Origin of the sequence: Flavobacterium sp. PMTSA4 (assembly GCF_032098525.1) — a bacterium.
Lineage (GTDB): Bacteria > Bacteroidota > Bacteroidia > Flavobacteriales > Flavobacteriaceae > Flavobacterium > Flavobacterium capsici.
Genome location: NZ_CP134890.1, coordinates 2,272,925 through 2,296,373, shown reverse-complemented (window position 1 = coordinate 2,296,373; position 23,449 = coordinate 2,272,925). Strand labels below are relative to the sequence as shown.

The window sequence follows — 23,449 nt, the reverse complement described above, 5'->3', positions numbered from 1 at the left end:
GTCTTTTTAGCGATATTTATTCTAAATTTGTAGACAAATAAGGTCTTTACAATTATTTTGTGTAGAATAATTCTAAATAAAGAAATGATAGCTAAAGATTTTCAATCAAGTTCAGAATAAAAAAAATATCGCTATGGGTTCAAAAGAAGAAATAAAAATAGACGATGACTTTATATTAATTCGTTTTCAGAATGATACGGATGAAGTTTCTACTTTTCAGCGTTCGGTTCCGTTGGGATTAATTCAGTTTCACTTTGGTTTAAAAGGAAGTGCCAATTATATTTTTAACCAAGGGAATTATGTGTTGAATTTGAAAGAAGAAAAAGCACTACTGTTTTTCAATCCTGAAAAAGAGTTGCCTTTGAATGTTGAAATTACTCCAAAATCTTGGTTGATTTCCATATTGGTTTCCATCAAAAAATTTCATGGTTTATTCACCGATGATGCTGAGCACATTCCGTTTTTAAGTCAAGAAAACAAAGACAAAAAATATTATAACGAAAGCGATATTAGTCCTTCGATGGCCATTGTTTTGAACCAGATGTTTCATTACAACTTAAATCCATCCATTAAAAATCTCTATTATAAAGGTAAAGGTTATGAGTTGTTGAGTTTGTTTTTCAATAGAAATGATGACCCAAACGCAGAGCAATGTCCTTTTTTGGTGGATGAAGAAAATGTATTGAAAATCAAAAAAGCCAAAGAAATTATAATTGCTAATATGGCTGAACCACCAAGTCTACAAGAATTGTCAGACCAAGTTGGACTAAATTTAAAGAAACTAAAAATGGGTTTCAAGCAAATTTATGGCGATACGGTTTATGGTTTCCTTTTTGATTATAAAATGGAACATGCTCGACAATTACTCGATTCTGGTTCGTATAATGTAAATGAAGTTGGTTTAAAAATTGGCTACAGCACCGGAAGTCATTTTATTGCTGCATTCAAAAAGAAATTTGGAACAACGCCAAAAAAGTATTTGATGAGTCTAAATATTTCATCATAAACAATAAGTTTTTAAAATAAAATCATCAAAAAAACAGATTTTATAAATAATCATAAAAAAATAAGTTTCCCTATTTTTATAAAAAATTAAATAGCCAAAATGAAAGGTGTATTATTAGTAAACCTGGGTTCGCCAGAAAGTCCAACTCCAAAAGATGTAAAGCCGTATTTAGATGAATTTTTAATGGACAAATATGTAATTGATGTTCCGTATTTGTTGCGTGCTTTGTTGGTTCGTGGAATTATTTTGCAAACACGTCCAAAAAATTCTGCTCATGCTTATGCACAAATATGGACCGATGAAGGTTCGCCTTTGATTGTTTTTTCTAAAAAAATGCATGAAAAAGTAGCCAAACAAGTTGATATTCCCGTAGCATTAGCTATGCGCTATGGTACCATGACTATTGAAAAAGGTTTGCAAGAATTAAAAGAAAAAGGTGTTACTGATGTAATGCTTTTAGCGTTATATCCGCAATATGCCATGGCTTCAACTACTACTATTTGGGCTTTGGCAGACGAATTAGTTGCAAAAAAATTCTCTGGAATGAAACTGACCAAAGTTCCAGCTTTTTATAACAAGCCCGATTTTATAAAAGCTTTGGCAAATTCTATCAAGAAACATCTAGAAGGTTTTGAATACGACCATTTATTATTTTCGTATCATGGCATTCCAAAACGTCATATTCGCAAAACTGATGTAACCAAATCACATTGTACTATTGACGGAAAATGTTGTGTTACGGCTTCGCCTGCTCATGAATTTTGTTATCGTCATCAATGCTATGAAACAACAAGACAGGTTGTTGAATTATTAGGAATTCCTGAAGACAAATACAGTCAAACCTTTCAATCGAGATTGGCTGGTGACAAATGGCTAACTCCTTATACCGATGTTGAGATTAATAAAATGCCTGCCAAAGGAATTAAGAAATTAGCGGTTGTTACTCCTGCATTTGTTGCCGATTGTTTAGAAACTTTAGAAGAAATTGCCATGCGTGCTAATGAAGATTTTAAAGAAAATGGTGGTGAAGAGTTCTTTGCTGTTCCTTGTTTGAACGATGAAGACGAATGGTGTGGTGTTGTAACAAACTGGATAAAAGATTGGAGTAATTAAAAATGGAACTCTACAATTACATAAAATCACTTCATTTAATCTTTGTAATTACTTGGTTTGCTGGGTTGTTTTACATTGTTCGATTGTTTGTTTATCAAATTGAAGCCAACCAAAAACCATCACCTGAACGAGAAATTCTTTTGAAGCAATACAAAATAATGACCTATCGTTTGTGGTACATTATTACTTGGCCAAGCGCTATTTTAGCAAGTTTTTTTGCTTTTTGGATGTTGTTTTTTACTGATTTGGGAAGTGTTTGGCTCAAAATGCCTTGGATGCATGTCAAACTTGGCTTTGTTTTTGTGCTTTATCTGTATCATTTGAAATGTCATCAAATTTATAAACAATTGCAAAACGATGATTTTAAATACAGTTCCAACTTCATGCGTTTATGGAACGAAGGCGCAACCTTAATATTGTTTGCCGTTGTTTTTTTAGTAATTTTAAAAAATGCTTTCAATTGGATTTATGGTGTAATCGGAATTATACTTTTTTCTGTTTTGATTATGCTTGGTTTTAAATTTTACAAAAGAATTCGAGAAAGAAACAAATCCTAAATTATGCTAAAAGGCTTTAAAATGTCAATGTTATCATTACGAATTAGGATTTTCCTATCGATGATATTTTTGATATTGATGGCTTCGATTTTGATGGCTTCGATTTCGATAATTCAGTTTAAAAACGAGGCAAAAGATTATCACCAAGAACGATTAGACCGAAAAGAATTTGCTATAAAAGAACACATAAATTATGTGCTTTCAACAACAACTTATCCTTTAACTCCTGAAAATTTACCGTTAATTTTTAAAGATAAAATTCACGAATTAGCTGATATTCATAATTTAGAAATTAACATTTATTCTTTGGATGGAAAACTTTTGAAATCGTCAAAAGCTCTTTTCTCGGTAGACAAAGTTTCGCCGCCAATACCTAATTATATTTTAAAATTGGTTCAGTCTTCCGTTGAAAAAAGATATGTTGATATTAAAAACACTAATGGCATAAAAAACCGTTCTTCCTACAGTCAAATTAAGGATGAGAAATTCAAACCTCTAGGGATTTTAAATATTCCTTATGTAGAAGATGATGGATTTTATGAAGAAGAATTGAAACAATTTTTAATTCGATTGAGCCAAGTGTATTCATTCATGCTGGTTATTGCTTTTGCTTTGGCTTACTTTTTAGCAAGTTATATAACCAAATCTCTAAAAACGATTTCAGACAAAATCAATGAAACTAGTTTAAATCAAAAAAATGAGAAAATTGTAATTGAAGCCAACAGTCGCGAAATCAATTCCTTAATTAGTGCTTATAATGCAATGGTTGATAAACTAGAAGAAAGTGCTGGAAAATTGGCGCAAAGTGAACGTGAACAAGCATGGCGTGAAATGGCAAAACAAGTTGCTCATGAAATCAAGAATCCTTTGACACCAATGCGATTAACAGTACAAAGTTTTCAAAGAAAATTTGATGCTAATGATCCTAATTTAAAGCAAAAGTTAGACGATTATTCTAAAACATTAATTCAACAAATTGATACAATGAGTGCTGTTGCTTCGGCTTTTTCAAACTTTGCAACAATGCCTGCACAACAAAACGAAAGTTTAAATGTAGTTGATGTAGTTGAGTTATCATTAGATATTTTTAATGAAGATTATATCATTTTTGAAAGCAACAAAGAAGAAATTATAACCAAATTAGATAGAACTCAATTGATTAGAATCATCACCAATTTGGTAAAAAATGCTATTCAATCGATACCTGAAGAACAAGAAGAAAAAAGTGTTTTGGTTTCAGTTAATGAAGTAGAAAACAATGTAATCATTTCAGTGAAAGATAACGGAATTGGAATAGAATTGTATAATCAAAGTCATATTTTTGAACCAAAATTTACCACCAAAACTAGCGGAATGGGATTAGGTTTAGGAATTATAAAAAACATCATCGAAAATTACAAAGGAACTATTACTTTTGAAACAGAATCTGGAAAAGGAACTACTTTTATTGTTTCGCTTCCAATAATTAATTAAAATTTTACACCATGAGCTTCAAAAATATTATTGCAACTTCTGAAAACGGAATTGGAAAAATTACTATCAATAGACCATCAAAATTAAACGCTTTAAATAAAGAAACTATTGAAGAATTACATACTGCTTTTGAAAATTTAGATGCTGATAACGAAACAAAAGTAATCATCATAACAGGTGAAGGTGAAAAAGCGTTTGTTGCTGGAGCTGATATTTCTGAATTTGCCAATTTTTCAATTGAAGAAGGTGCACAATTAGCTGCTCAAGGACAAGAATTATTATTTGATTTTGTAGAAAATTTAAAAACTCCTGTCATTGCTGCTGTTAACGGTTTTGCTCTTGGTGGCGGATTAGAATTGGCGATGTCATGCCATTTCAGAATTGCTTCAGACAATGCAAAAATGGGTTTGCCTGAAACTTCTCTTGGAGTAATTCCAGGTTATGGCGGAACACAACGTTTACCTCAACTAATTGGGAAAGGTCGTGCCATGGAATTAATTATGACTGCTGGAATGATTGATGCTGAAACTGCAAAATCGTATGGTTTAGTTAATCATGTTGTGTCGCAAGCAGAACTTTTAGAATTCACAAAAGGCATTGCGTCAAAAATTATGAGAAATTCTCCAATGGCAATCGGAAAAGCTATTAAAGCAATTAATGCCAATTATAAAGATGGTGTAAATGGTTTTGAAACCGAAATAAGAAACTTTGGAAAATGTTTTGGTACAGAAGATTTTAAAGAAGGAACAACTGCTTTTTTAGAGAAAAGAAAAGCGAGTTTTTCTGGGAAATAAATAAAAAAAGAGGACCATTTTGGTTCTCTTTTTTTATTTCTCGCCTTCCCATTCCGCATAAAACTGAGAAAGAAACTTTTCCATAAAAAGATGTCGTTCTTTCGCTATTTCCTTTCCTGTTTTGGTATTCATTTTATCTTTCAGCAACAATAATTTTTCGTAAAAATGATTAATTGTTGGTGCATCCGAATTTTTATATTCTTCTTTCGTCATGTTTAACTTTGGTGGAATTGCAGGATTAAATAATTGTCGGTTTTTGAATCCGCCATAATTAAATGTTCTGGCAATTCCGATGGCGCCAATAGCATCTAACCTATCTGCATCCTGAACAATTTCTAGTTCTATGGAATTGAATTTCTTTTCAAAATTTCCACCTTTGAACGAAATGTTTTCAATGATATTAATGACATGAATAATTGTTACTTCTGAAACATTTTGACTTTCTAAAAATGTTCTGGCTGTTTTTGGTCCAACAGTTTCATCACCATTATGAAATTTACTGTCTGCAATATCGTGAAGTAATGCACCAAGCTTTACAATTTCTAGATTACAAACTTCACTTTGAGCAATTAACAACGCGTTTTTATAAACACGTTCGATATGAAACCAATCATGGCCTGATTCTGCATTTTTTAATTGCTCTTTAACAAAAATAATAGTATTGTCAATTATTTGCATTTATACAACTGCTGGTTCAACCCATTTGAAGATTTTTGTTTCGGCTGGCAATACTAAACGCTCTGATATTTTAGCCATTCTTTCAGGTAATTTCATTAAATAATCACGAGCTTTTTCTGCTTCTGCAGTAAGATTTGTGATTTTATCAATTTCCCATTTTTGAGTTAGCTTTCTCAAAATATCTACATAATCGTTAGCCGTGTAAACACCTATTTTTTGCGCTGAATTAGAAAATTCTTCAAAAGCAGTGCTTATTTTTTCGCCAGATTCTCTTAAGAAATGAGCTGGCATTGTTATTTTTTGCTTCATCATATATTGAAATGCAAGCATCATTTCGCTAGGATCAACTTTAAAAATTTGGTTTACAAACTCTGAATAAGCATGATGATGACGCATTTCATCACCTGCAATCATTTTGCACATTTTAGACAATTGTTTGTCTCCATATTGCTTTGCTAATTGCGAAACTCTATTGTGTGAAACATAAGTTGCCAATTCTTGAAAACTAGTATAAACAAAATTTTTATATGGATCTTTTCCAGTTCCAATATCAAAACCATCATTTATTAAGTGTTGTGTTGTAATTTCTACTTCACGCATGTTTACGCGACCTGATAAATACAAATATTTGTTCAATAAATCTCCATGACGATTTTCTTCACCTGTCCATTGACGAACCCATTTTGACCAACCATTTCTTCCTTCATTATCAACACCTTCAACTTCCATTAACCATGATTCATAAGTTGGTAAAGCTTCTTCAGTAATAGTATCGCCAACTAAAACTACCCAAAAATCATAAGGCAAATCTTTGGCAATTTCTCTAAGTTCTTTCACTTCATCAATAAAACTCTCTTCTTCTGAATTTGGCAAAAAATCAGATGGTTGCCATATTTTTTCAACGGGTATTAAAAATTGGTCTACAAAGTTATCGACCTTGTTTTCCAAAAACTGCATGACTTCAAGTCGTATATTTTTTTGTGACATGATTATATGATTTGGGATTTTAATATAAAATCTAATTAATTATTTTATTGATGAAACAACTGATTGCTCTGTTTTTTTGATTAACTCTTCAAAAGGGAAGTCTTTAACAGGAATTGCTTCGTGTATGATAAATTCAAGTCTATTGCCTAAACCCATTGGGAATGCCCCAAATTTAACCATTTTCCATGAATTATTTATAGTAATTGGCACAACATATGCTGAAGGCGCAAATTTACATAAGATTTTTAGCCCGCTTTGGGCAAATTCTTTAGGTTTTCCTGTTTTGCTTCGAGTTCCTTCAGGAAAAATAACTGCCGAACGTTGGTGTTTTTCGATATACTCGCTAAGCGATTTTATTACTGGAATAGCTTGTTTTGGATCTTTTCTGTCAATTAAAACTGAACCTCCATGACGTAAATTATATGAAACACTTGGAATACCTTTACCAAGCTCTTTTTTACTAACAAATTTTGGATGAAATTTTCTTAGATACCAAATAATTCCAATAATATCATATAGACTTTGATGATTAGAAACAAAAACAATTGGGACATTTTTTGGTATCGTATTTCTGTTTTTAATAGTATATGTTGTTCCCAATAAATTAGTGCATTTTACGAGAAAAAAATTCAAATAATCAACACTTTTTTTGTGAGCTTGATAGCCAAAAATATTAAAACAAATCCATTGTATTGGGTGAAAAATGACTAAACACAACCCAAAACAAAGATAATAAACAATCGATAAAGGATAAGAAATCAGTTTTTCCATAATCTTTAAAAATAGAAAGCAAAAGTAAGGATTAATATTGGCTTTAGATTGTTTATAATTCTTAAATTATTATTATAAACACATTAAAAAAAGCAGTATTTTTACGAAAATTAAGCACTTTTAAATATAGTAAAAAATGAGTTCAGAAAAAGAAGCCAAATTAAAAGCATTACAACTAACACTAGATAAATTAGACAAAGCTTACGGAAAAGGAACCGTAATGAAAATGGGCGATAAAGCCGTTGAAGAAGTAGAAACTATTCCTTCTGGTTCACTTGGTTTAGATTTAGCTTTAGGTGTAAATGGTTATCCAAAAGGAAGAATTATTGAAATATATGGTCCAGAATCTTCGGGAAAAACAACTTTAACATTACATGCTATTGCTGAAGCTCAGAAGCAAGGTGGAATCGCTGCCTTTATTGATGCTGAACATGCTTTTGACAGACATTATGCTGAAAAATTAGGAGTTGATGTTGAAAACCTAATTATTTCTCAACCAGATAATGGTGAACAAGCATTGGAAATTGCAGAAAATTTAATCCGTTCAGGCGCTATTGATATTGTTGTAATTGACTCTGTTGCTGCCTTAACTCCAAAAAGTGAAATTGAAGGAGAAATGGGTGATTCAAAAATGGGTTTACACGCAAGATTGATGTCTCAAGCTTTAAGAAAGTTAACAGGAACTATTAGCAAAACTCATTGTACTGTGTTTTTCATCAACCAATTAAGAGAAAAAATTGGAGTTATGTTTGGAAATCCTGAAACGACAACTGGAGGAAATGCATTGAAATTTTATGCTTCTGTTCGTTTAGACATTCGTCGTTCATCACAAATTAAAGATGGCGAAAACGTAATTGGAAACAGAACAAAAGTAAAAGTGATTAAAAATAAAGTTGCACCACCTTTCAAGACAGCAGAATTTGATATAATGTATGGCGAAGGTGTTTCAAAAACAGGTGAAATTCTTGACTTAGCTGTTGAATTTGAAATTATTAAAAAATCAGGTTCATGGTTTAGTTATGGTGATACAAGACTTGGTCAAGGAAGAGATTCTGTGAAACTTTTAATCAAAGACAATCCAGAGTTAGCTGATGAATTAGAACAAAAAATAAAGGAATTTATCAAAGAAAATAATTCATAAACTTTTAAAAACCGTCTCGTTAAAAAACAAGACGGTTTTTTTTAGTAAATTAACGCAACCATTTAATTAAAATTTCATCTAAAATAAAATATCTAATAAAATATGAAACGAGTTTTAACTGTTTTACTAATAAGTTTATCTTTTTTTTCTTGTAGCTTGAATGACAATTATCAAAATGTAAACTTAGAAATCGTTCCTATAAATACTGTAGAAATGCCAACTGCTTATAGAGTTGATAGTGTTACCACAATTCCGGTTAGTTATATTCTTCCTACTCCATGCCATGTGTTTTCTAATTTTTACTATAATGCTATTGGCAACGAAAGAACAGTTGCTGTATATTGTATCAAAAATGATGGAAATAATTGTAATCCTGTAACGACTTATGAAACAACAGTTCCTTTAAATTTTAAACCAAAAGATTTAGGAACTTATCATTTTAGATTTTGGACAGGTGTGAATAGCGAAGGTGTTGACCAATATATAGAACATGAAGTAGTAGTAGATCATTAATTTTTTTTCGTTTGAGTATAGAAGAACTCATAAATGGTTGCAAGAAAGATGACATAAAAGCACAAGAACAATTATATAGACAATATGCTCCTAAATTGTTTTCTGTATGCTTAAAATATTCTCGTAACTATACTGAAGCGCAAGATAATTTACAAGATGGTTTTTTATTAGTGTTTGAAAAAATAGAGCAATTTGCATTCAAAGGTTCTTTTGACGGGTGGATAAAAAGAGTAATGATTAACTATATTTTACAACAATATAGAAAAGAAACGTTCTTAAATTTAGTACATGAAAATATTCCGGAAGAAGTTGAAATAGAAATAGAAACTGACACCGAAATTGGAACAGAATATTTAATGAAAATAATTCAAGAGTTACCCGATAGATATAGATTAGTATTTAATCTTTATGTAGTTGACGGTTATTCTCATCAAGAAATTGCAGATATGCTTTCGATAAATATTGGTACATCAAAATCCAATTTATCTAGAGCAAAAATGATTTTAAAAGAAAAAATTGAAACCTTAACGGGTTCAAAAAATATTCCTTCTATAAAATGAAAGAAAATAGAAATATAGACCAATTCTTTAAGGATAAATTCGAAAATCACGAAGTTAATCCACCTGAAGAAATTTGGGAAAACATTGAAAAGAAACTACAAAAAAAGAAAAAACGCAGAGTTATTCCTTTTTGGTGGTATGGTTCAGGTGTGGCAGCCCTTTTTGTAATTGGGTTATTTGTTTTTAACAATTACTACACTTTAGAAATTCATCCTGTGAATGATGTTGTAATTGAAGAAAACACCTCAAATCAAGAAAAAAATTCTCAAGATTCTAGCAATGTTATTGATACAAATGCTGGTAAAAAAGAAGTGGTTGTTTCAACAGATTCAGACAAGAAAAATGAATCTGAAAATGACAATCTAGATAAATCTAAAGATAATTCAAGTTTAAAAAACAATTCAATTATAGTATCGTCAGAAAAAAATAGTAATGAAACTATAACTAACGATGAAAAACAAAAAGTTATAAATAATAAAGCAAACTCTATTATTACTCATAATAATTCTGTTGCTTCAAACACAAAAACAAAAGAAAAGAAAAACAATAAAAATTCTAATAAAAATAGTGCTGTTCACACTTCAAAAGCTACTGATATTATAAGTGAAGTAGACAATAAAACGTTAGAAAAACAAGAAGAAATTGTTCAAAACAATTCTAATTTAAAAGAAACTAAAAAAGAATTGAACAAAGAAAACAATATTGATTTGGGAAAAATTGCTATGGAAAATCAAAACAATATTGCTACAAAAGGTGAAGTAAATACTTCTAAAGATTCTACAGCAATTGCTACTGTAGAACCTAACGCATTGGAAGAATTGCTAAAAGAAAAAGAAAAAAAGATTGCTAAAGAACAAAAAATGAATAGGTGGCAAGTTACACCTAATCTTGCTCCTATTTATTTTGGTTCATTTGCAGACGGTTCGCCTTTAGATTCAAATTTAGATGAAAACACAAAAAGTTTCAACGATAATATGAGTTATGGTGTTGCGGTAAATTATGCTGTAAATTCCAGATTAAAAATAAGAACCGGAATTAATACATTTACTGTTGATTATAATACAAATGACATAGTGTTTTTTCAAAATAGTAATGCTCGTTTGATGGAAAATATTAATCCAACAGCTCAGGGTTCATTAATTGAAATTATACCAATCAAAAACTTAAACACTGCTTTCAGTAGATTGGAAATGGAACAAAACAATGGGATTTTGAATCAACGAATGGGTTATATTGAAATGCCTATGGAAGTTTCATATAAAATTCTAGATAAAAAGTTTGGGGTTGAAATTATTGGTGGAATGAGTACAATGTTTTTAAGTAAAAACGAAGTTTTTCTTGAAGCTGATGGAATGAATGTGAAAATTGGCGAAGCCACAAATCTAAATTCTATTCATTACAGCACTAATTTTGGGGTTGGTTTTAACTACGGGTTTTACAAACGTTTTCAAGCGCGAATTGAACCAACATTTAAATATCAATTGAACACTTTTTCAAGAGATTCACAAAATTTCAAACCCTATATTTTTGGAATTTATACGGGTATTAGTTTTAATTTTTAGTTTGTTAAGTTTAAAAATTGATTTCTGGTGTTATTGCTTTCGAGTAATAACAGAAAAGAGTTCCAAATTATTTGGAACTCTTTTTATATAAATCGCTTTCTAAATCTTGCAATATTAAATTACGAACTTCAGTTTTTAGGGTTTTCTTTATTTCTGCTTTCCCTTTTGTCTCAAAGAAATGATGCACTTTTGCTCTCATTTTTCCTGGACTTCCACTAAAAAAAGTATATGAAAAACGTTCTTTATTATCATAAAAAGACATTGGTACAACTGGAATTTCATGTTCAATTGCCAATCTGAATGCACCATCTTTAAACTCATCTAAAACAATACTTTCATCAGGAACGCCGCCTTCAGGAAATATACAAACACTCAATCCTTGATTTAATCGTGCTTGCGCTCTTCTAAAAACTTCTTGTCTACTTTTAGGGCTATTTCTATCAACCAAAATACAAGTTCTTTTATAGAAAAACCCAAACAATGGTATTTTTGAAAGCTCCTTTTTCCCAACAAAAACAAAAGGATTTTCAACTATTGACAGCATTAACATTATATCAGTCATTGAAGTATGATTGGCAACAAACATATAACTTTTACCTTTTTCTGGTCTTTGTTCAAAAACTACTTTGGTGTTGAATCCCATTCCTAAAAGGATGAATTTTGCCCAAATTCTAGCTAACACAAAAAAATAAGGATAACATTTTTCAGAAAGTATCGAAATGAATAAAAAAGGAAACATAATCAATATTGGAATCGCAATTAAGAGGTAAAACCAAACACGGTAAAGCGTCCAAAAAATGTATTTCAATATTTTCATAATGCCAAATGTACTAAATGGTATGCAAATTATAATACAAAGGTTTAACTTTGCAAATAGAATTATAGTAATATGCCAAAAATATTAACAGGAATCCAATCTACTGGAACACCACATTTAGGGAATTTATTAGGCGCTATTTTGCCTGCAATCGAATTATCTAAAAATCCAACTAATGAATCTTTTCTATTCATTGCTGATTTACATTCGATAACTCAAATAAAAAATGGAGAAGAACTCCGCCAAAACACATACAGTACCGCGGCTGTTTGGTTGGCTTGTGGATTAGATGTAAATAAAGTAGTTTTCTATCGTCAAAGCGATGTTCCTCAAACCGCTGAATTATCATGGTATTTGAGTTGTTTTTTCCCTTTTCAACGATTGACTTTGGCACATTCTTTCAAAGATAAAGCCGATAGATTAGAAGATGTAAATGCTGGATTGTTTTCGTATCCAATGCTTATGGCTGCTGATATTTTGTTATATGATGCTAATATTGTTCCAGTTGGGAAAGATCAATTACAACATATAGAAATTACTCGTGATGTTGCTTCAAGATTCAACCACCAAATGGGAGAAACTTTTGTAATTCCTGAAGCCAAGGTTCAAGAAGAAACGATGTATATTCCTGGAACTGATGGCCAAAAAATGAGTAAATCTCGTGGAAATATCATTAACATTTTCCTTGACGATAAAGCTTTGCGTAAGCAAATCATGAATATTGAAACGGATAGTACTCCGCTTGAAGAACCAAAAAATCCTGATACTTGTAAAGTATTTGCTATCTATAAATTATTAGCAAATGCTGAACAAACCAATTCTATGAAAACTAAATATGCTAATGAAAACCGCGATTTTGGTTATGGTCATGCAAAGCAAGCTTTGTTTGAATTGATAGTTGAAAAATTCAAAACTGAGCGTGAAAAATATAACTACTTTATGAACAATTTACACGAAGTAGATTCTTTACTTGAACAAGGAGCAACAAAAGCTGGAAATGTTGCCGATAATGTTTTAAAAAGAGTTCGAGTTAAACTTGGTTTTAATTAATCCATTATCACCTTTGAATCAATTTTAATATCTCCATTTTTAAAGAAAATATCAACATCGTCGTCAAAATAAAAGTCTGCGTTTAGTAATTCTTTTGTCTGTGGCAACAGCTCTTTAAATCGGTATTCAACTGTAGATTTATTGGTAATAAATAAATTTCCTTCATTGGTTTTAAAGGAAGCTAAATTTTTACCAATATAAATATTAAAAACAGCATTGGATGCAACTGAATTTAAAATTACTTTTTCTCCGGCTTTTAAATAATAAGCAGTAACAGGCATTTTTATGGAATCGTAAATGATATTGTTTTCAAGCAAAACCATATCATAAGCTGTATTATTTTTTACTTTCACATAATCGTTGCTTTCGCTTTTTTCAACAGTCTGATAAAACGTTTCAAAAGGATTATCGCCCGATTTTAAACCTGAATTTATAGTAAAGTCTTTTATCTCTGAAGCTTTAAAATCAGAAAGGAAATTATGAAAGCTGTCAATTTTAAATCTCATTTCGGTATAATAAGGATCTAAATTTGAATTGTTTTCCTCATAATATTCATCATAGTTATAATCATCATTATTGTAATCATGACTTCTGTTAAAAAAACTATTTGTCGAAAGGAAAAAACCAACTCGCAACAAAACAAATGCGCCAACTACAACATAAATCCAAGTTCTGTTCTTTTTTCTTGGTGAATATGGTTTGTAGAACTGAGAACCTTTATCGCGATAAATTCTAATTTTTTCGGCAAAATTTCCATCTAAAGCAGCATAACTTCCAATTGCAGAAAAAGCTTTTCCTGCCAATTCAGAATAAGAGTTTTGATTGAACATATTTATAATCAATTCAAAAACTGAATGGAGCTTTTCTTCAAGTTTTGGAGTTTTAATTTTATTTAAAAAAGCATAAAAATTGGCATCTTTTAAATATTCTATTTTAGATAAATCTCCATAAGGCGGCATTAATCTAGAATGAGCTATATCTAATCTGTCTTTTGCTTCATGTAATATGTAATAAGCAATTGTATCAGGAAAATATATAAATGCTTCTGCAAGAATACTGGCTTTATAAAATTGATTTTCTTCAAAACTTTCTTTGAAAAGCGATTTTATTTCAGAACCAAAAAACAAACCCACAAAAGTTTTCGTTTTTTCAACATCATTACTAACTGTTTCAGGTTTAAAATAATCTCTAGACTTGTCTTTATTAGTAAAAAAATTGTATAAAACTCTGTTTTCTAAAATTGCTTTAAACGATTCTGGATGATATTTTAAAGCATTTAAAAAATTACTAATAGAAATATCAGTAATTGAATCATTACTCTCTTTTTCGGTATTTAATAAATTTTCTATCGTTAAAAAATCATCCGTTGTTAATGTTCCAATTCTTGATTTATCAATAGTAAGCTTTTCAAATAATTGTATGATATTCATAGAAATATGAAGTTTAAAAAAACAAATGTAAGTTATTTTGCAATAGATTTATATAGCTTCAAATAATTTTCCTGGTAACGGACGAATAACACCTTTAAGTTCCATGTTTAAAAGGATTGATGACATTCTAAAAATAGGGAAATTGCATTCTAAAGCTACAATATCTAACAATTGTTTTCCGTTTTTTTGTAAATAATCGTAAATCAATTGTTCGTCATTATCAAGAGAAACAAAAAGTTGTTTTTGAACCGTTTTTGTTGGTTTTGATTCCAATTCCCAATTAAGATTGTAAATTAAATCAGCTGCCGAAGTCAAAAGAGTTGCGCGTTGGGTTTTAATCAAATCATTACAACCTTGGCTGTATTTATCAGAAACTCTTCCCGGAACAGCAAAAACATCTCGGCTATAATCATTGGCTATATTAGCTGTAATAAGTGAACCGCCTTTTTCGGCACTTTCAATTACAATCGTTGCCTCACTCATTCCAGCAACAATTCTATTTCTGCGAACAAAATTTTCTTTATCAGGATTAGAATTACTCCAAAATTCGGTTAGAAAACCTCCATTTTCTTCCATTTTTGCAACATACTTTTTATGCACTTTTGGATAAATTTGATTTAACCCATGCGCCAAAACGCCAATAGTTTGCAAATTATTATCCATAGCAGCTTTATGAGCAATGATATCAACTCCATAAGCAAAACCACTAACAATTATTGGATTAAAAACAGCTAAATCCTCAATTAGTTTTTTGCAAATTTCTGTTCCATAAGATGTTACTTCGCGTGTGCCAACAATACTTATTATTTTTCTATTCTTAAAATCAAAAGTTCCGCTTGAAAAAAGTAATGTTGGTCCATCGATACAATGTTTAAGTTTTTCTGGATATTCTGAATTTTGATAATATAAAACAGAAATGTTTTCATTCTCAATGAATTGCAATTCCTTTTTCGCTTTTTCAAAAATTGTCTTGTCTTTTAGATTTTTAGTCAAAGTTTCTCCAACTCCATCAATAGACTTTAAAATTTGTGTTTTTGATTTAAAAACATCTTCAGCTGAACCACAATGATTTATCAATTTTTTAGCAACAATATCACCAACGCCTTCTACTTTTAGAAGTGCTAAAACATAAAAAAGTTCAGTAGGATTCATCTCAAAAATTTGAAAGACAAATTAATCGTTTTTTATTGTAATTGTTAATAAAATTTGTGAATATTTTTTTGTCAATTGTGTTGTTTATCTAAATTTGCCTATATGAAGATTGAACAATACATTTCCCAATTATTATACCGATATCAATGTGTAACCGTTCCAGGTTTTGGAGCGTTTTTAACAGAGATTCAATCTGCTAAATTGGATGAAAACTCACATTCCTTTTATCCGCCAAAGAAATTAATTTCTTTTAACCCATATATTAAAAACAATGATGGCTTATTAGCAAATCATTTGGCTCAAGCAGAAAAAATAAATTATGAAGTTGCTATTTCTGTTATCCAAACTGAAGTTGACAACTGGAGAAAATCGATTCAAGAATTTGGTCAATTGACATTTAAAAATATTGGTGGCTTTTCATTAAACAGCGAAAATAATTTGGTTTTTGTTCCTTCTGATCAAGTTAATTATTTAAAAGAATCGTTTGGATTAACTTCTTATATTTCTCCTGCTGTTAAGCGTGAAGAAGTTAAACGAGAAGAATACAAAGAAATCGTTGAAGAATTAGAAGAAAAAGCGCCGATAGTTTTTACTCCAGAAAAAAGAAAAAACTATTCGTTTTTGAAATATGCAGCAATTGTTTTAGTTTCTATTGGAATTACTGGAGCTGTTGGTTTTAAGTTACACCAAAACTACGAAGAAAGAATTGCTCAAGAAACGCTTTTAGTAGAACAAAATGTTCAGAAAAAAATAAACGAAAAAATACAAGAAGCCACTTTTTTTATAGAAAGTCCATTGCCAAGTGTTACACTGACTGTGCCTTCTGAAAAAATGCCTTATCATGTTGTTGCTGGTGCTTTTAGTATTGAAAGTAATGCCGAAAATCTTTTAGAAAGATTAACAAAACTAGGTTATCATGCTAAAAGAATTCCAGTTAACAAATATGGTTTACATCCTGTTCTTTATGGAAGTTATTCTAGTTATTCTGAAGCATACAAAGCAATGAAAGAAATACAACAAGTTGATAATCCAAAAGCTTGGCTTTTAATAGAAGAATTTTAAAAATATCCTGAGAAATCAGGATTTTTTGTTTTCTGTAATTACCTTTGTAAAAAAACCACTATGAATCCAAGAACTGCTTCAGAATCGTTAACTATCCTAACAGACTTAGTTTTACCAAGTGAAACCAATCCATTGAACAATCTTTTTGGTGGAGAATTACTGGCTCGAATGGATAGAGCTGCAAGTATTGCTGCCCGAAGACATTCAAGAAGAATTACTGTAACAGCTTCTGTAAATCATGTTGCTTTTAACCGTTCTATTCCGCTAGGAAGTGTTGTTACTGTTGAAGCAAAAGTATCTCGTACATTCAAAACTTCTATGGAAATTTATCTTGATGTTTGGATTGAAGATCGTGAATCTGGCAATAAAACAAAAGCTAACGAAGCTATTTATACTTTTGTAGCTGTTGATGAAAGTGGTCGACCTGTTGAAGTTGCACCTGTTATTCCAGAAACCGAACTAGAAAAACAAAGATATGACGCGGCTTTGCGCAGAAAACAACTAAGTCTAGTTTTAGCTGGAAAAATGAAACCAGATGAAGCTACAGAGTTAAAAGCATTATTTGTATAATTTCTTTTTTGTATTCTAAAAAGCATTATATTTCGCAAAATTTTTGTAAAAATGAAAACCACTTTTTATTCGTTGGTTTTTCTACTTTTTTTTGCGTCAAATAGTTATGCCCAAAAAGGATTAGACCCAACCGCTGATGAAATTTCTCAAGCAAAAAAACTAAGAGAAAAATATTCTAAAGACGACATAGCTATTCTTGAAAGTTCTGACTTTGTAAGCTTTGATTTAAACAAAAAAGCAGGTAAAGTAATTGTAAATCATAGCATTAAAGAACATTTAATGAATATTAACCATCGTGCTGATATTCAGAAATATGAATTTTATGATAGTGAATCAAGCATTCAAAGTTTTTCATTGAAATATAGAAATGATAAAACGGCTTCTTTCTCTGTAAAAGACGAATTTTATAAAGACCGCGATTTATTTTATAATGATGCAAAAGTAAAATATATCAATGTTGATTTTCCGGTTCAAGGGTACAATTATAAATATGAAATGGAAAAAAAATATGATGATGTAAAGTATTTTACATCGCTGTTTTTCAATGATGAATATCCGGTATTAAATAAAAAAATCACTTTCGAAATTCCAAATTGGTTAGAAATTGAGTTGAAAGAATTCAATTTTGATGGATTTAAAATCAACAAAACTTCAAAAACTGAAGATAAAAAAACAATCATTACGTATACGTTAGAAAATGTTCCCGCAGCTTTTAAAGAAAGTGATGCGCCAGGAAGAAGTTATCTCTATCCACATATTTTAGTTATTGCAAAATCATTTTCAAAAGACGGAAATTCAACTACTTTATTCAAAACCAACAACGATTTATATAAATGGTATGTTTCATTAATTCAATTGATGAAAGACAATACTTCGGTTATGAAAAGTAAAGTAACTGAACTAACTGCCAACGCAAAAACTGATGAAGAAAAAATAAAAAACATCTATTATTGGGTTCAAGATAATATTCGTTATATCGCTTTTGAAGACGGAATTGCAGGTTTCAAACCAGATGAATCAAACAATGTTTTTGAAAAAAGATATGGCGATTGTAAAGGAATGGCAAACTTAATCAAGCAAATGCTCAAATTAGCTGGCTTTGATGCAAGATTAACATGGATTGGCACAAAACACATTGCTTATGATTATAATACACCATCATTAGCGGTAGACAATCACATGATATGTACTTTGATGTATAAAGGCAAAAAAATATTTCTTGATGGAACCGAAAAATATAATTCTTATGGAGAATACGCTGAGCGAATTCAAAACAAAGAAGTAATGATAGAAGATGGTGATAAATGTATTATTGAAAAAGTTCCAAGTGTTACTGCTGATTTTAATAAAGAATCTTTTAAATCTTCACTTTCTATTGAAGGCGAAACATTAAAAGGAACGTGTAATAAAACTTTTCAAGGAGAAAGCAGAGCAGAATTTTTAAACATTTACAACAGTTTTGAAACAACAAAAAGAAAAGAACGTTTGGATGGTTATTTGTCAAAGCAAAATAAAAGCATTACGGTTTCAGATGTTAAAACCAGCGATTTGAAAAACAGAGATATCAAACTAACTGTTGACTATAACATTGCCATTCAAAACAGAGTTTCTTCTTTTGATGATGAAATATATATTGATTTAGATTTCATGAACGAGTTCAAAAATTTTGATTTAAAAGACAGAAAAGTTGATTATGAAATGAGTTACAAAACAAATTATGTTTCTCAAGTCAATCTTAAAATTCCTGATGGTTATAAAGTAATTAAAATGCCCGAAAATCTTAGTGTTAAAGAGGCAAATTTTGACATTAACTTAAGTTTTGAAAACGCAGGAAAAGAAATAATTTATAAAAAATCATTTGTGTTTAAAAACGGATGCATAAAAGCAAACGAGATAGAAAAATGGAATGATTTTGTTAAAAAATTAGTCGAAAATTACAACCAACAAATAACATTATCAAAATAAACAAAGACCTAACTTGATGAGAACAAAATTAGTACTCCTATTCTTTTTTGCAATTATTGGATTAAGCAATGCTCAAGATGCAAAAGAAGCTCGTGAATTTTTTTGGGGAGCAAAAGACGAATTCAAAAAAGCAAATTCTATTCCTGATAAATGGAAAAATGAATCAGCAGTAATTATTCATAAACGCGAACACTACAATTATCATAAGTTTGGTAAAAGTGTTACTTATATTTCTGGAATCAGAAAAAGAATCATGCTTTTAGACCAAGCAGCAGTAACTGAGTTTTCGCAGTTTTCATATAAAAATAAATTCTATACAAATAGAGCTTATGGTGGTAAAAAAGGAACTAATTATATTGGTGTTAAAATTATCAAACCAAACGGAAAGGAAATAGAAATTGATACCGAAAAAGAAGCCAAAGAAGTTGATGGTGAAAAAAAATTAGCCATTCCTAATTTGGAAATTGGCGATATAATTGACTATTATTTTTATAGTGTTGAGCCTTTTAAATCTGTTTTCGATTATACTTTTGAAGCAGTAGAAACACCGCTTGGCGACGTTTATCCAACAATGGATTTAAAAATTACATTAGATACAGAAAATGATTTTTTCATCAATTTCAACACGTATAATGACGCGCCAAATTTAAAAGAAATTCCAACTAAAAGTAGCGGTGAACGTAGTTATGAGTTGACAGAAAAAGATATTCCAAAAAATGAATTTCCACGTTGGTTTTATCCATTGGCAGAAATGCCATGTTATAAATTTCAGGTAATTTTTGCACGTTCTGGTAAGTTTGAAAAATTGGCTGATGGTTTTCTTTCCGAAAAAGAAAGAGACATTAAAAAAACAGTTTCTAAAGAAGATATTTTTGATTATTACAACAAAAAGTTTGTTCCATTTGGTGACATTGATGACATAAAAGATTTCTTAAAAGGGAAAACATTTGCTTCTGAAGATGATAAAATTCGTGAAGTATACTATTTTACTCGTCATCAGTTTTACACACGTTATATTGAAGCTTTTGTGGTTAATGAAGCAAAAATGTTCTATCCATTTGAATACTATGGATACGACCCAATTTTCTTCAATACGGAGGTACAATTTGTAAATTATTTTATGCAATTCTTGAGAAAGAATGACATAAGTTATGACGTAATTGTTGCAACTCCAAGATACGATGGTTCTATTGATGATTTATTAATTCAGTTTAATGTAAAAAAACTTATTCGTGTAAACACTAAAAATCCTGTTTACTTAGAATATTTTTCGCCTTTTTCAAGCGCTGATCAATTCAATTATAATATTGAAAATTCAAAGGCTTATGTGCTTGAAGTTTCTAAAGGAAAAAGAATAACCGATGCATCAACAGTTCAATTACCATCAAGTACTTACAAGGAAAATTGTGTTAAAACTAAAACAGTTATGACACTTGATGATTTTACTGGATTTAAAGTGAAAAAGGAATCTTCATATCTAGGACATTTAAAAGAAGGTGAACAAAGCGATAAGCTTAATTTTTATGATTATGTGTATGAAGATTATAAAAAATATGGAACAAAACCGCTTTTGGATTATGTGAAAAACAAAAAGAAAAACGAACAATACACCAATGAAATGAATGCTTTAATCAATAAAATGAAAGATTCTCAAAAAGAAGAATTTGAAAAATCTTTAGAAAGCGAACTTGATTTTTTGGTCGATGATTATACTTTTAAATTAAATAATACTGGTCGATATGGTAAAAAATCAGCATTTGAAATTGAAGAAGATTTTGCCATCAAAAATAATTTAATCAAAAAAGCTGGTGACAAATATTTGATTGAATTAGGTAAAATGTTAACCTCGCAAATTGAAATCGACCAAAAAGAAAAAGATAGAAAAAACAATATATATTCTATTTATCCACGTTCATATGAAAATGAAATCATTCTAAACATTCCTGCTGGATATTCAGTTTCTGGTTTAGAAAAGTTTAATAAAAAAGTAGAAAATGAAACTGGCGGATTTACTTCAACTGCCGAAGTAAAAGGAAATCAGTTAATAGTAAAAACGTATAAACACTATAAAAATTATTTTGAACCAAATTCAAATTGGAATAAAATGATTGATTTTCTTGATGCTGCATATCAGTTTACACAAGAAAAAGTATTATTAAAGAAAAATTAAAAAGATTCTATTAAATAAAAAAAAGTCCTGAAAATTCAGGACTCTTTTATTTTATTTAGATAACCAAGGTGTTGGATTAAAATAAGTTGTGTTTTGAGAAATCATAAACTTCAAAATCGTCTTTCCATCGCCATCAGTTCTAATTTTTCCAATCACTTCTCTTGCCGAAACTTTGTCTCCTTCACGAACATTTACAGTCGATAAATTATTATAAACCGTGAAAAAATCACCATGCTTTATAATTACTGTTTTCTTTTGCGGTGAAGTTAACTGCACCTGAGAAACTTCTCCATCAAAAACAGCTTTAGCATTTGCGCCACTTTCAGTAGTTATTTCTATTCCGCTATTATAAACTGTTAACGTTCTAAAAACTGGATGTGGTTGTTCGCCATAGCCAAGTGTAATTGCTCCTTTTTCTACTGGCCAAGGCAATCTTCCTTTGTTGGATTTAAAATTATCTGAAATAATTTTCCCTTCGGGAGTTAAAACAATATTTACCGAATTCTCAATTGCTTTTTTCTCGCTAGACGATTTAGAACCCGATGATGCTTTTGCAGTTTTTCTGTTTGCTTCGGCAATTGCTTCACGAATTAATTTCTGAATCTGAGCATCTATTTTTTTTGTTTCCTGTTGTTTCTTTTTAATTTCAGCAATGATACTTTTTTTATCTTTTTGAATTTGTTTTGCAATTTTTTCTTGCTCTTGTTTTTCTTGTTCTAAGGCTTGTTTTTCTTTTTCATTTGCCGCGATTAGCTTTTCTTTTTCGCTTTTTTGAACCTTAATTTCATTGGTTACTTTGTTTAACTTTTCTGTTTTCTCTTTTATCTCTATCCCTTGAGCTTTTCTGTAACTTGCATATTGTTTCATGTATTGAGCACGTTTATATGCTTGAAGAAAGTTTTCTGAAGACAACAAAAACATTGCTCTACTTTCTTCTGAACGGCTTTTATATGACTTACGAATCATTTCGGCATAGTCTTCTCTTAATTTTTCTAAATCTTTATTTAGTTTATTAATTTGAAGCTGATTGTTATAAATATCATCGTTTAATAACTTAGTTTGCTTTTCGGTAGTCTTTATTAATTTTTCTTTTAAACCAATTTTCTCTTTTTGAATCATAAGTTGAGACACAACTGTCTTTTCCTTATTTTTCATAGAGTTCAGTAATTCTTGCTTTTCCTGAATTTCTTGTTGAATTTTGGCTTTTCTTTCTTCCAATTGTTCTTGCTTGGTTGGTTGGCTCCAAGCCATTGAAGTCAAACAAAGAAAAAATATGTAGACGATTTTTTTAATCATTTTATTTAATTATTCTGATTGATGAAAATTTGATCATAACCTTCTGGAACACTATACGGAAATGACATTTCATCGTTCTTAGTTACCGTTTTATAATCAATATCAATAGTAGTTCTTCCTTTTTTCTGTGAAGCAAAAATATTCAAATTTGATGGTAAAATCAATCCTGAAAACTCTTCAAATTTTGGATAAGAAACAATCATCATGCGTTCTTTTTCAAACTGAGTGATTTCTTGTTTTTTCAACAAAAATCTTTCCGATTCAAAATAAAATGATTTTTCCATTTTTGTGTTTTTTGAAGATAGCTTGTGTAACTTATCTACAATTTCATTCGAAAAAACTCCATTTTTCATATCATCAAAAGGTTGTCCTAGCAACATGTTTTGCACTTTTTGAAAATCTAAATCAGTCCCAAGCCATTCACTCAATGATTGATAATCACCTTCAAAAAAAGTTCCGTTTATCTTTTCATAATATTTCACTTCTTTTGGCGTTATTAAGGCTTTTGCCATAGTAATCCCAAGGAAACGAATGCTTACTAAAATTTTTTCATCCTTTTTAATTCTAATCTCAGCGGTAACACTTTGTGATTGTTTGTCATCTTCATATCGAGCAGACGATTTAATATATAACGTTTCAAAATCGTTTTTAGTATTATAATGATTTTGAATTATGGTAGTTGTAGCTAAATCATTTTTAGCTTTACCTTCTTTTAAGTAAGCTTTGGGTTTACATGATATTACTAAAAAAACAATAATAAGGATTGACGATATTCTTTTCAC

Annotated in this window: 22 protein-coding genes; 14 read left to right on the top strand and 8 right to left on the bottom strand. The window is 30.0% G+C overall.

The window, feature by feature from the left end:
- Nucleotides 1-133: 133 nt before the first annotated feature.
- The 5 genes from RN605_RS10505 to RN605_RS10485 all read left to right on the top strand — a co-directional run bounded on the left by RN605_RS10505 (nt 134) and on the right by RN605_RS10485 (nt 4,943).
- Nucleotides 134-1,006, top strand: coding sequence for a helix-turn-helix domain-containing protein (locus RN605_RS10505; protein ID WP_313324629.1), 873 nt, complete (start codon nt 134-136; stop codon nt 1,004-1,006).
- 99 nt (nt 1,007-1,105) lie between these two features.
- Nucleotides 1,106-2,119, top strand: coding sequence for a ferrochelatase (gene hemH, locus RN605_RS10500; RefSeq protein WP_313324627.1), 1,014 nt, complete (start codon nt 1,106-1,108; stop codon nt 2,117-2,119).
- Between the two features lie 2 nt (nt 2,120-2,121).
- Nucleotides 2,122-2,676 carry a CopD family protein gene (locus RN605_RS10495; RefSeq protein ID WP_313324626.1) on the top strand — a complete coding sequence of 185 codons (555 nt, stop codon included), beginning with the start codon at nt 2,122-2,124 and terminating at the stop codon, nt 2,674-2,676.
- A 60-nt stretch (nt 2,677-2,736) separates the two neighbouring features.
- Entirely contained in the window at nt 2,737-4,149 is a 1,413-nt protein-coding gene (locus RN605_RS10490) for a sensor histidine kinase (protein WP_313325829.1), read from the top strand.
- An 11-nt stretch (nt 4,150-4,160) separates the two neighbouring features.
- Nucleotides 4,161-4,943, top strand: coding sequence for an enoyl-CoA hydratase/isomerase family protein (locus tag RN605_RS10485; RefSeq protein WP_313324625.1), 783 nt, complete (start codon nt 4,161-4,163; stop codon nt 4,941-4,943).
- Between the two features lie 33 nt (nt 4,944-4,976).
- Here RN605_RS10485 and RN605_RS10480 read toward each other — a convergent pair whose 3' ends face one another.
- From RN605_RS10480 to RN605_RS10470, 3 genes are read right to left on the bottom strand one after another with little or no spacing between them, the layout of a single operon-like run.
- The gene (locus RN605_RS10480) at nt 4,977-5,621 is read right to left on the bottom strand and encodes an HD domain-containing protein (protein ID WP_313324624.1); all 645 of its coding nucleotides are present in this window, start codon (nt 5,619-5,621) and stop codon (nt 4,977-4,979) included.
- On the bottom strand, nt 5,622-6,608 hold the full coding sequence (locus RN605_RS10475; protein WP_313324622.1) for an acyl-ACP desaturase: 987 nt from the start codon (nt 6,606-6,608) through the stop codon (nt 5,622-5,624).
- A 39-nt stretch (nt 6,609-6,647) separates the two neighbouring features.
- A complete protein-coding gene (locus tag RN605_RS10470; protein ID WP_313324620.1) occupies nt 6,648-7,379 on the bottom strand; it encodes a lysophospholipid acyltransferase family protein in 732 nt (243 codons plus the stop codon).
- A gap of 136 nt (nt 7,380-7,515) precedes the next feature.
- Here RN605_RS10470 and recA point away from each other — a divergent pair, with 136 nt between their 5' ends.
- From recA to RN605_RS10450, 4 genes are all read left to right on the top strand, one after another.
- Nucleotides 7,516-8,520 carry a recombinase RecA gene (gene recA, locus RN605_RS10465; protein ID WP_313324618.1) on the top strand — a complete coding sequence of 335 codons (1,005 nt, stop codon included), beginning with the start codon at nt 7,516-7,518 and terminating at the stop codon, nt 8,518-8,520.
- A gap of 102 nt (nt 8,521-8,622) precedes the next feature.
- The gene (locus tag RN605_RS10460; protein WP_313324617.1) at nt 8,623-9,033 is read left to right on the top strand and encodes a hypothetical protein; all 411 of its coding nucleotides are present in this window, start codon (nt 8,623-8,625) and stop codon (nt 9,031-9,033) included.
- Nucleotides 9,034-9,044: 11 nt separating this feature from the next.
- Nucleotides 9,045-9,593, top strand: a complete 549-nt coding sequence (locus tag RN605_RS10455; RefSeq protein WP_313324616.1) for an RNA polymerase sigma factor — start codon at nt 9,045-9,047, stop codon at nt 9,591-9,593.
- On the top strand, nt 9,590-11,155 hold the full coding sequence (locus tag RN605_RS10450) for a hypothetical protein (RefSeq protein ID WP_313324614.1): 1,566 nt from the start codon (nt 9,590-9,592) through the stop codon (nt 11,153-11,155). The genes RN605_RS10455 and RN605_RS10450 overlap by 4 nt, the downstream gene beginning before the upstream one ends.
- A 67-nt stretch (nt 11,156-11,222) precedes the next feature.
- On the opposite strand, the gene RN605_RS10445 is transcribed toward RN605_RS10450, so the two are convergent.
- Entirely contained in the window at nt 11,223-11,972 is a 750-nt protein-coding gene (locus RN605_RS10445) for a lysophospholipid acyltransferase family protein (protein ID WP_313324613.1), read from the bottom strand.
- A 72-nt stretch (nt 11,973-12,044) separates the two neighbouring features.
- Here RN605_RS10445 and trpS point away from each other — a divergent pair, with 72 nt between their 5' ends.
- On the top strand, nt 12,045-13,022 hold the full coding sequence (trpS, locus tag RN605_RS10440) for a tryptophan--tRNA ligase (RefSeq protein WP_313324611.1): 978 nt from the start codon (nt 12,045-12,047) through the stop codon (nt 13,020-13,022).
- On the opposite strand, the gene RN605_RS10435 is transcribed toward trpS, so the two are convergent.
- On the bottom strand, nt 13,019-14,452 hold the full coding sequence (locus RN605_RS10435; RefSeq protein WP_313324609.1) for a hypothetical protein: 1,434 nt from the start codon (nt 14,450-14,452) through the stop codon (nt 13,019-13,021). The two genes, trpS and RN605_RS10435, sit on opposite strands and share 4 nt — an antisense overlap.
- A gap of 48 nt (nt 14,453-14,500) precedes the next feature.
- Nucleotides 14,501-15,604 (bottom strand): DNA-processing protein DprA, encoded by a 1,104-nt coding sequence (gene dprA, locus RN605_RS10430; protein WP_313324608.1) that lies wholly within the window; start codon nt 15,602-15,604, stop codon nt 14,501-14,503.
- Between the two features lie 102 nt (nt 15,605-15,706).
- Between dprA and RN605_RS10425 the strand changes: the two genes are divergently transcribed.
- From RN605_RS10425 to RN605_RS10410, 4 genes are read left to right on the top strand one after another with little or no spacing between them, the layout of a single operon-like run.
- Entirely contained in the window at nt 15,707-16,666 is a 960-nt protein-coding gene (locus tag RN605_RS10425) for an HU domain-containing protein (RefSeq protein WP_313324607.1), read from the top strand.
- 60 nt (nt 16,667-16,726) lie between these two features.
- A complete protein-coding gene (locus RN605_RS10420; protein WP_313324606.1) occupies nt 16,727-17,236 on the top strand; it encodes an acyl-CoA thioesterase in 510 nt (169 codons plus the stop codon).
- A gap of 51 nt (nt 17,237-17,287) precedes the next feature.
- Nucleotides 17,288-19,201 (top strand): transglutaminase-like domain-containing protein, encoded by a 1,914-nt coding sequence (locus tag RN605_RS10415; protein ID WP_313324604.1) that lies wholly within the window; start codon nt 17,288-17,290, stop codon nt 19,199-19,201.
- A gap of 16 nt (nt 19,202-19,217) precedes the next feature.
- Nucleotides 19,218-21,371, top strand: a complete 2,154-nt coding sequence (locus RN605_RS10410) for a DUF3857 domain-containing protein (RefSeq protein WP_313324603.1) — start codon at nt 19,218-19,220, stop codon at nt 21,369-21,371.
- Between the two features lie 51 nt (nt 21,372-21,422).
- On the opposite strand, the gene RN605_RS10405 is transcribed toward RN605_RS10410, so the two are convergent.
- Together RN605_RS10405 and RN605_RS10400 are read right to left on the bottom strand one after the other, a co-directional pair.
- On the bottom strand, nt 21,423-22,667 hold the full coding sequence (locus RN605_RS10405) for a murein hydrolase activator EnvC family protein (protein ID WP_313324601.1): 1,245 nt from the start codon (nt 22,665-22,667) through the stop codon (nt 21,423-21,425).
- Between the two features lie 5 nt (nt 22,668-22,672).
- Nucleotides 22,673-23,449, bottom strand: coding sequence for a DUF4292 domain-containing protein (locus RN605_RS10400; protein ID WP_313324600.1), 777 nt, complete (start codon nt 23,447-23,449; stop codon nt 22,673-22,675).

Coding starts and splice junctions, on each gene's coding strand:
- RN605_RS10505 (WP_313324629.1), top strand. CDS start 134: ATGGGTTCAAAAGAAGAAATAAAAATAGACGATGACTTTATATTAATT.
- hemH (WP_313324627.1), top strand. CDS start 1,106: ATGAAAGGTGTATTATTAGTAAACCTGGGTTCGCCAGAAAGTCCAACT.
- RN605_RS10495 (WP_313324626.1), top strand. CDS start 2,122: ATGGAACTCTACAATTACATAAAATCACTTCATTTAATCTTTGTAATT.
- RN605_RS10490 (WP_313325829.1), top strand. CDS start 2,737: ATGATATTTTTGATATTGATGGCTTCGATTTTGATGGCTTCGATTTCG.
- RN605_RS10485 (WP_313324625.1), top strand. CDS start 4,161: ATGAGCTTCAAAAATATTATTGCAACTTCTGAAAACGGAATTGGAAAA.
- RN605_RS10480 (WP_313324624.1), bottom strand. CDS start 5,621: ATGCAAATAATTGACAATACTATTATTTTTGTTAAAGAGCAATTAAAA.
- RN605_RS10475 (WP_313324622.1), bottom strand. CDS start 6,608: ATGTCACAAAAAAATATACGACTTGAAGTCATGCAGTTTTTGGAAAAC.
- RN605_RS10470 (WP_313324620.1), bottom strand. CDS start 7,379: ATGGAAAAACTGATTTCTTATCCTTTATCGATTGTTTATTATCTTTGT.
- recA (WP_313324618.1), top strand. CDS start 7,516: ATGAGTTCAGAAAAAGAAGCCAAATTAAAAGCATTACAACTAACACTA.
- RN605_RS10460 (WP_313324617.1), top strand. CDS start 8,623: ATGAAACGAGTTTTAACTGTTTTACTAATAAGTTTATCTTTTTTTTCT.
- RN605_RS10450 (WP_313324614.1), top strand. CDS start 9,590: ATGAAAGAAAATAGAAATATAGACCAATTCTTTAAGGATAAATTCGAA.
- RN605_RS10445 (WP_313324613.1), bottom strand. CDS start 11,972: ATGAAAATATTGAAATACATTTTTTGGACGCTTTACCGTGTTTGGTTT.
- trpS (WP_313324611.1), top strand. CDS start 12,045: ATGCCAAAAATATTAACAGGAATCCAATCTACTGGAACACCACATTTA.
- RN605_RS10435 (WP_313324609.1), bottom strand. CDS start 14,452: ATGAATATCATACAATTATTTGAAAAGCTTACTATTGATAAATCAAGA.
- dprA (WP_313324608.1), bottom strand. CDS start 15,604: ATGAATCCTACTGAACTTTTTTATGTTTTAGCACTTCTAAAAGTAGAA.
- RN605_RS10425 (WP_313324607.1), top strand. CDS start 15,707: ATGAAGATTGAACAATACATTTCCCAATTATTATACCGATATCAATGT.
- RN605_RS10420 (WP_313324606.1), top strand. CDS start 16,727: ATGAATCCAAGAACTGCTTCAGAATCGTTAACTATCCTAACAGACTTA.
- RN605_RS10415 (WP_313324604.1), top strand. CDS start 17,288: ATGAAAACCACTTTTTATTCGTTGGTTTTTCTACTTTTTTTTGCGTCA.
- RN605_RS10410 (WP_313324603.1), top strand. CDS start 19,218: ATGAGAACAAAATTAGTACTCCTATTCTTTTTTGCAATTATTGGATTA.
- RN605_RS10405 (WP_313324601.1), bottom strand. CDS start 22,667: ATGATTAAAAAAATCGTCTACATATTTTTTCTTTGTTTGACTTCAATG.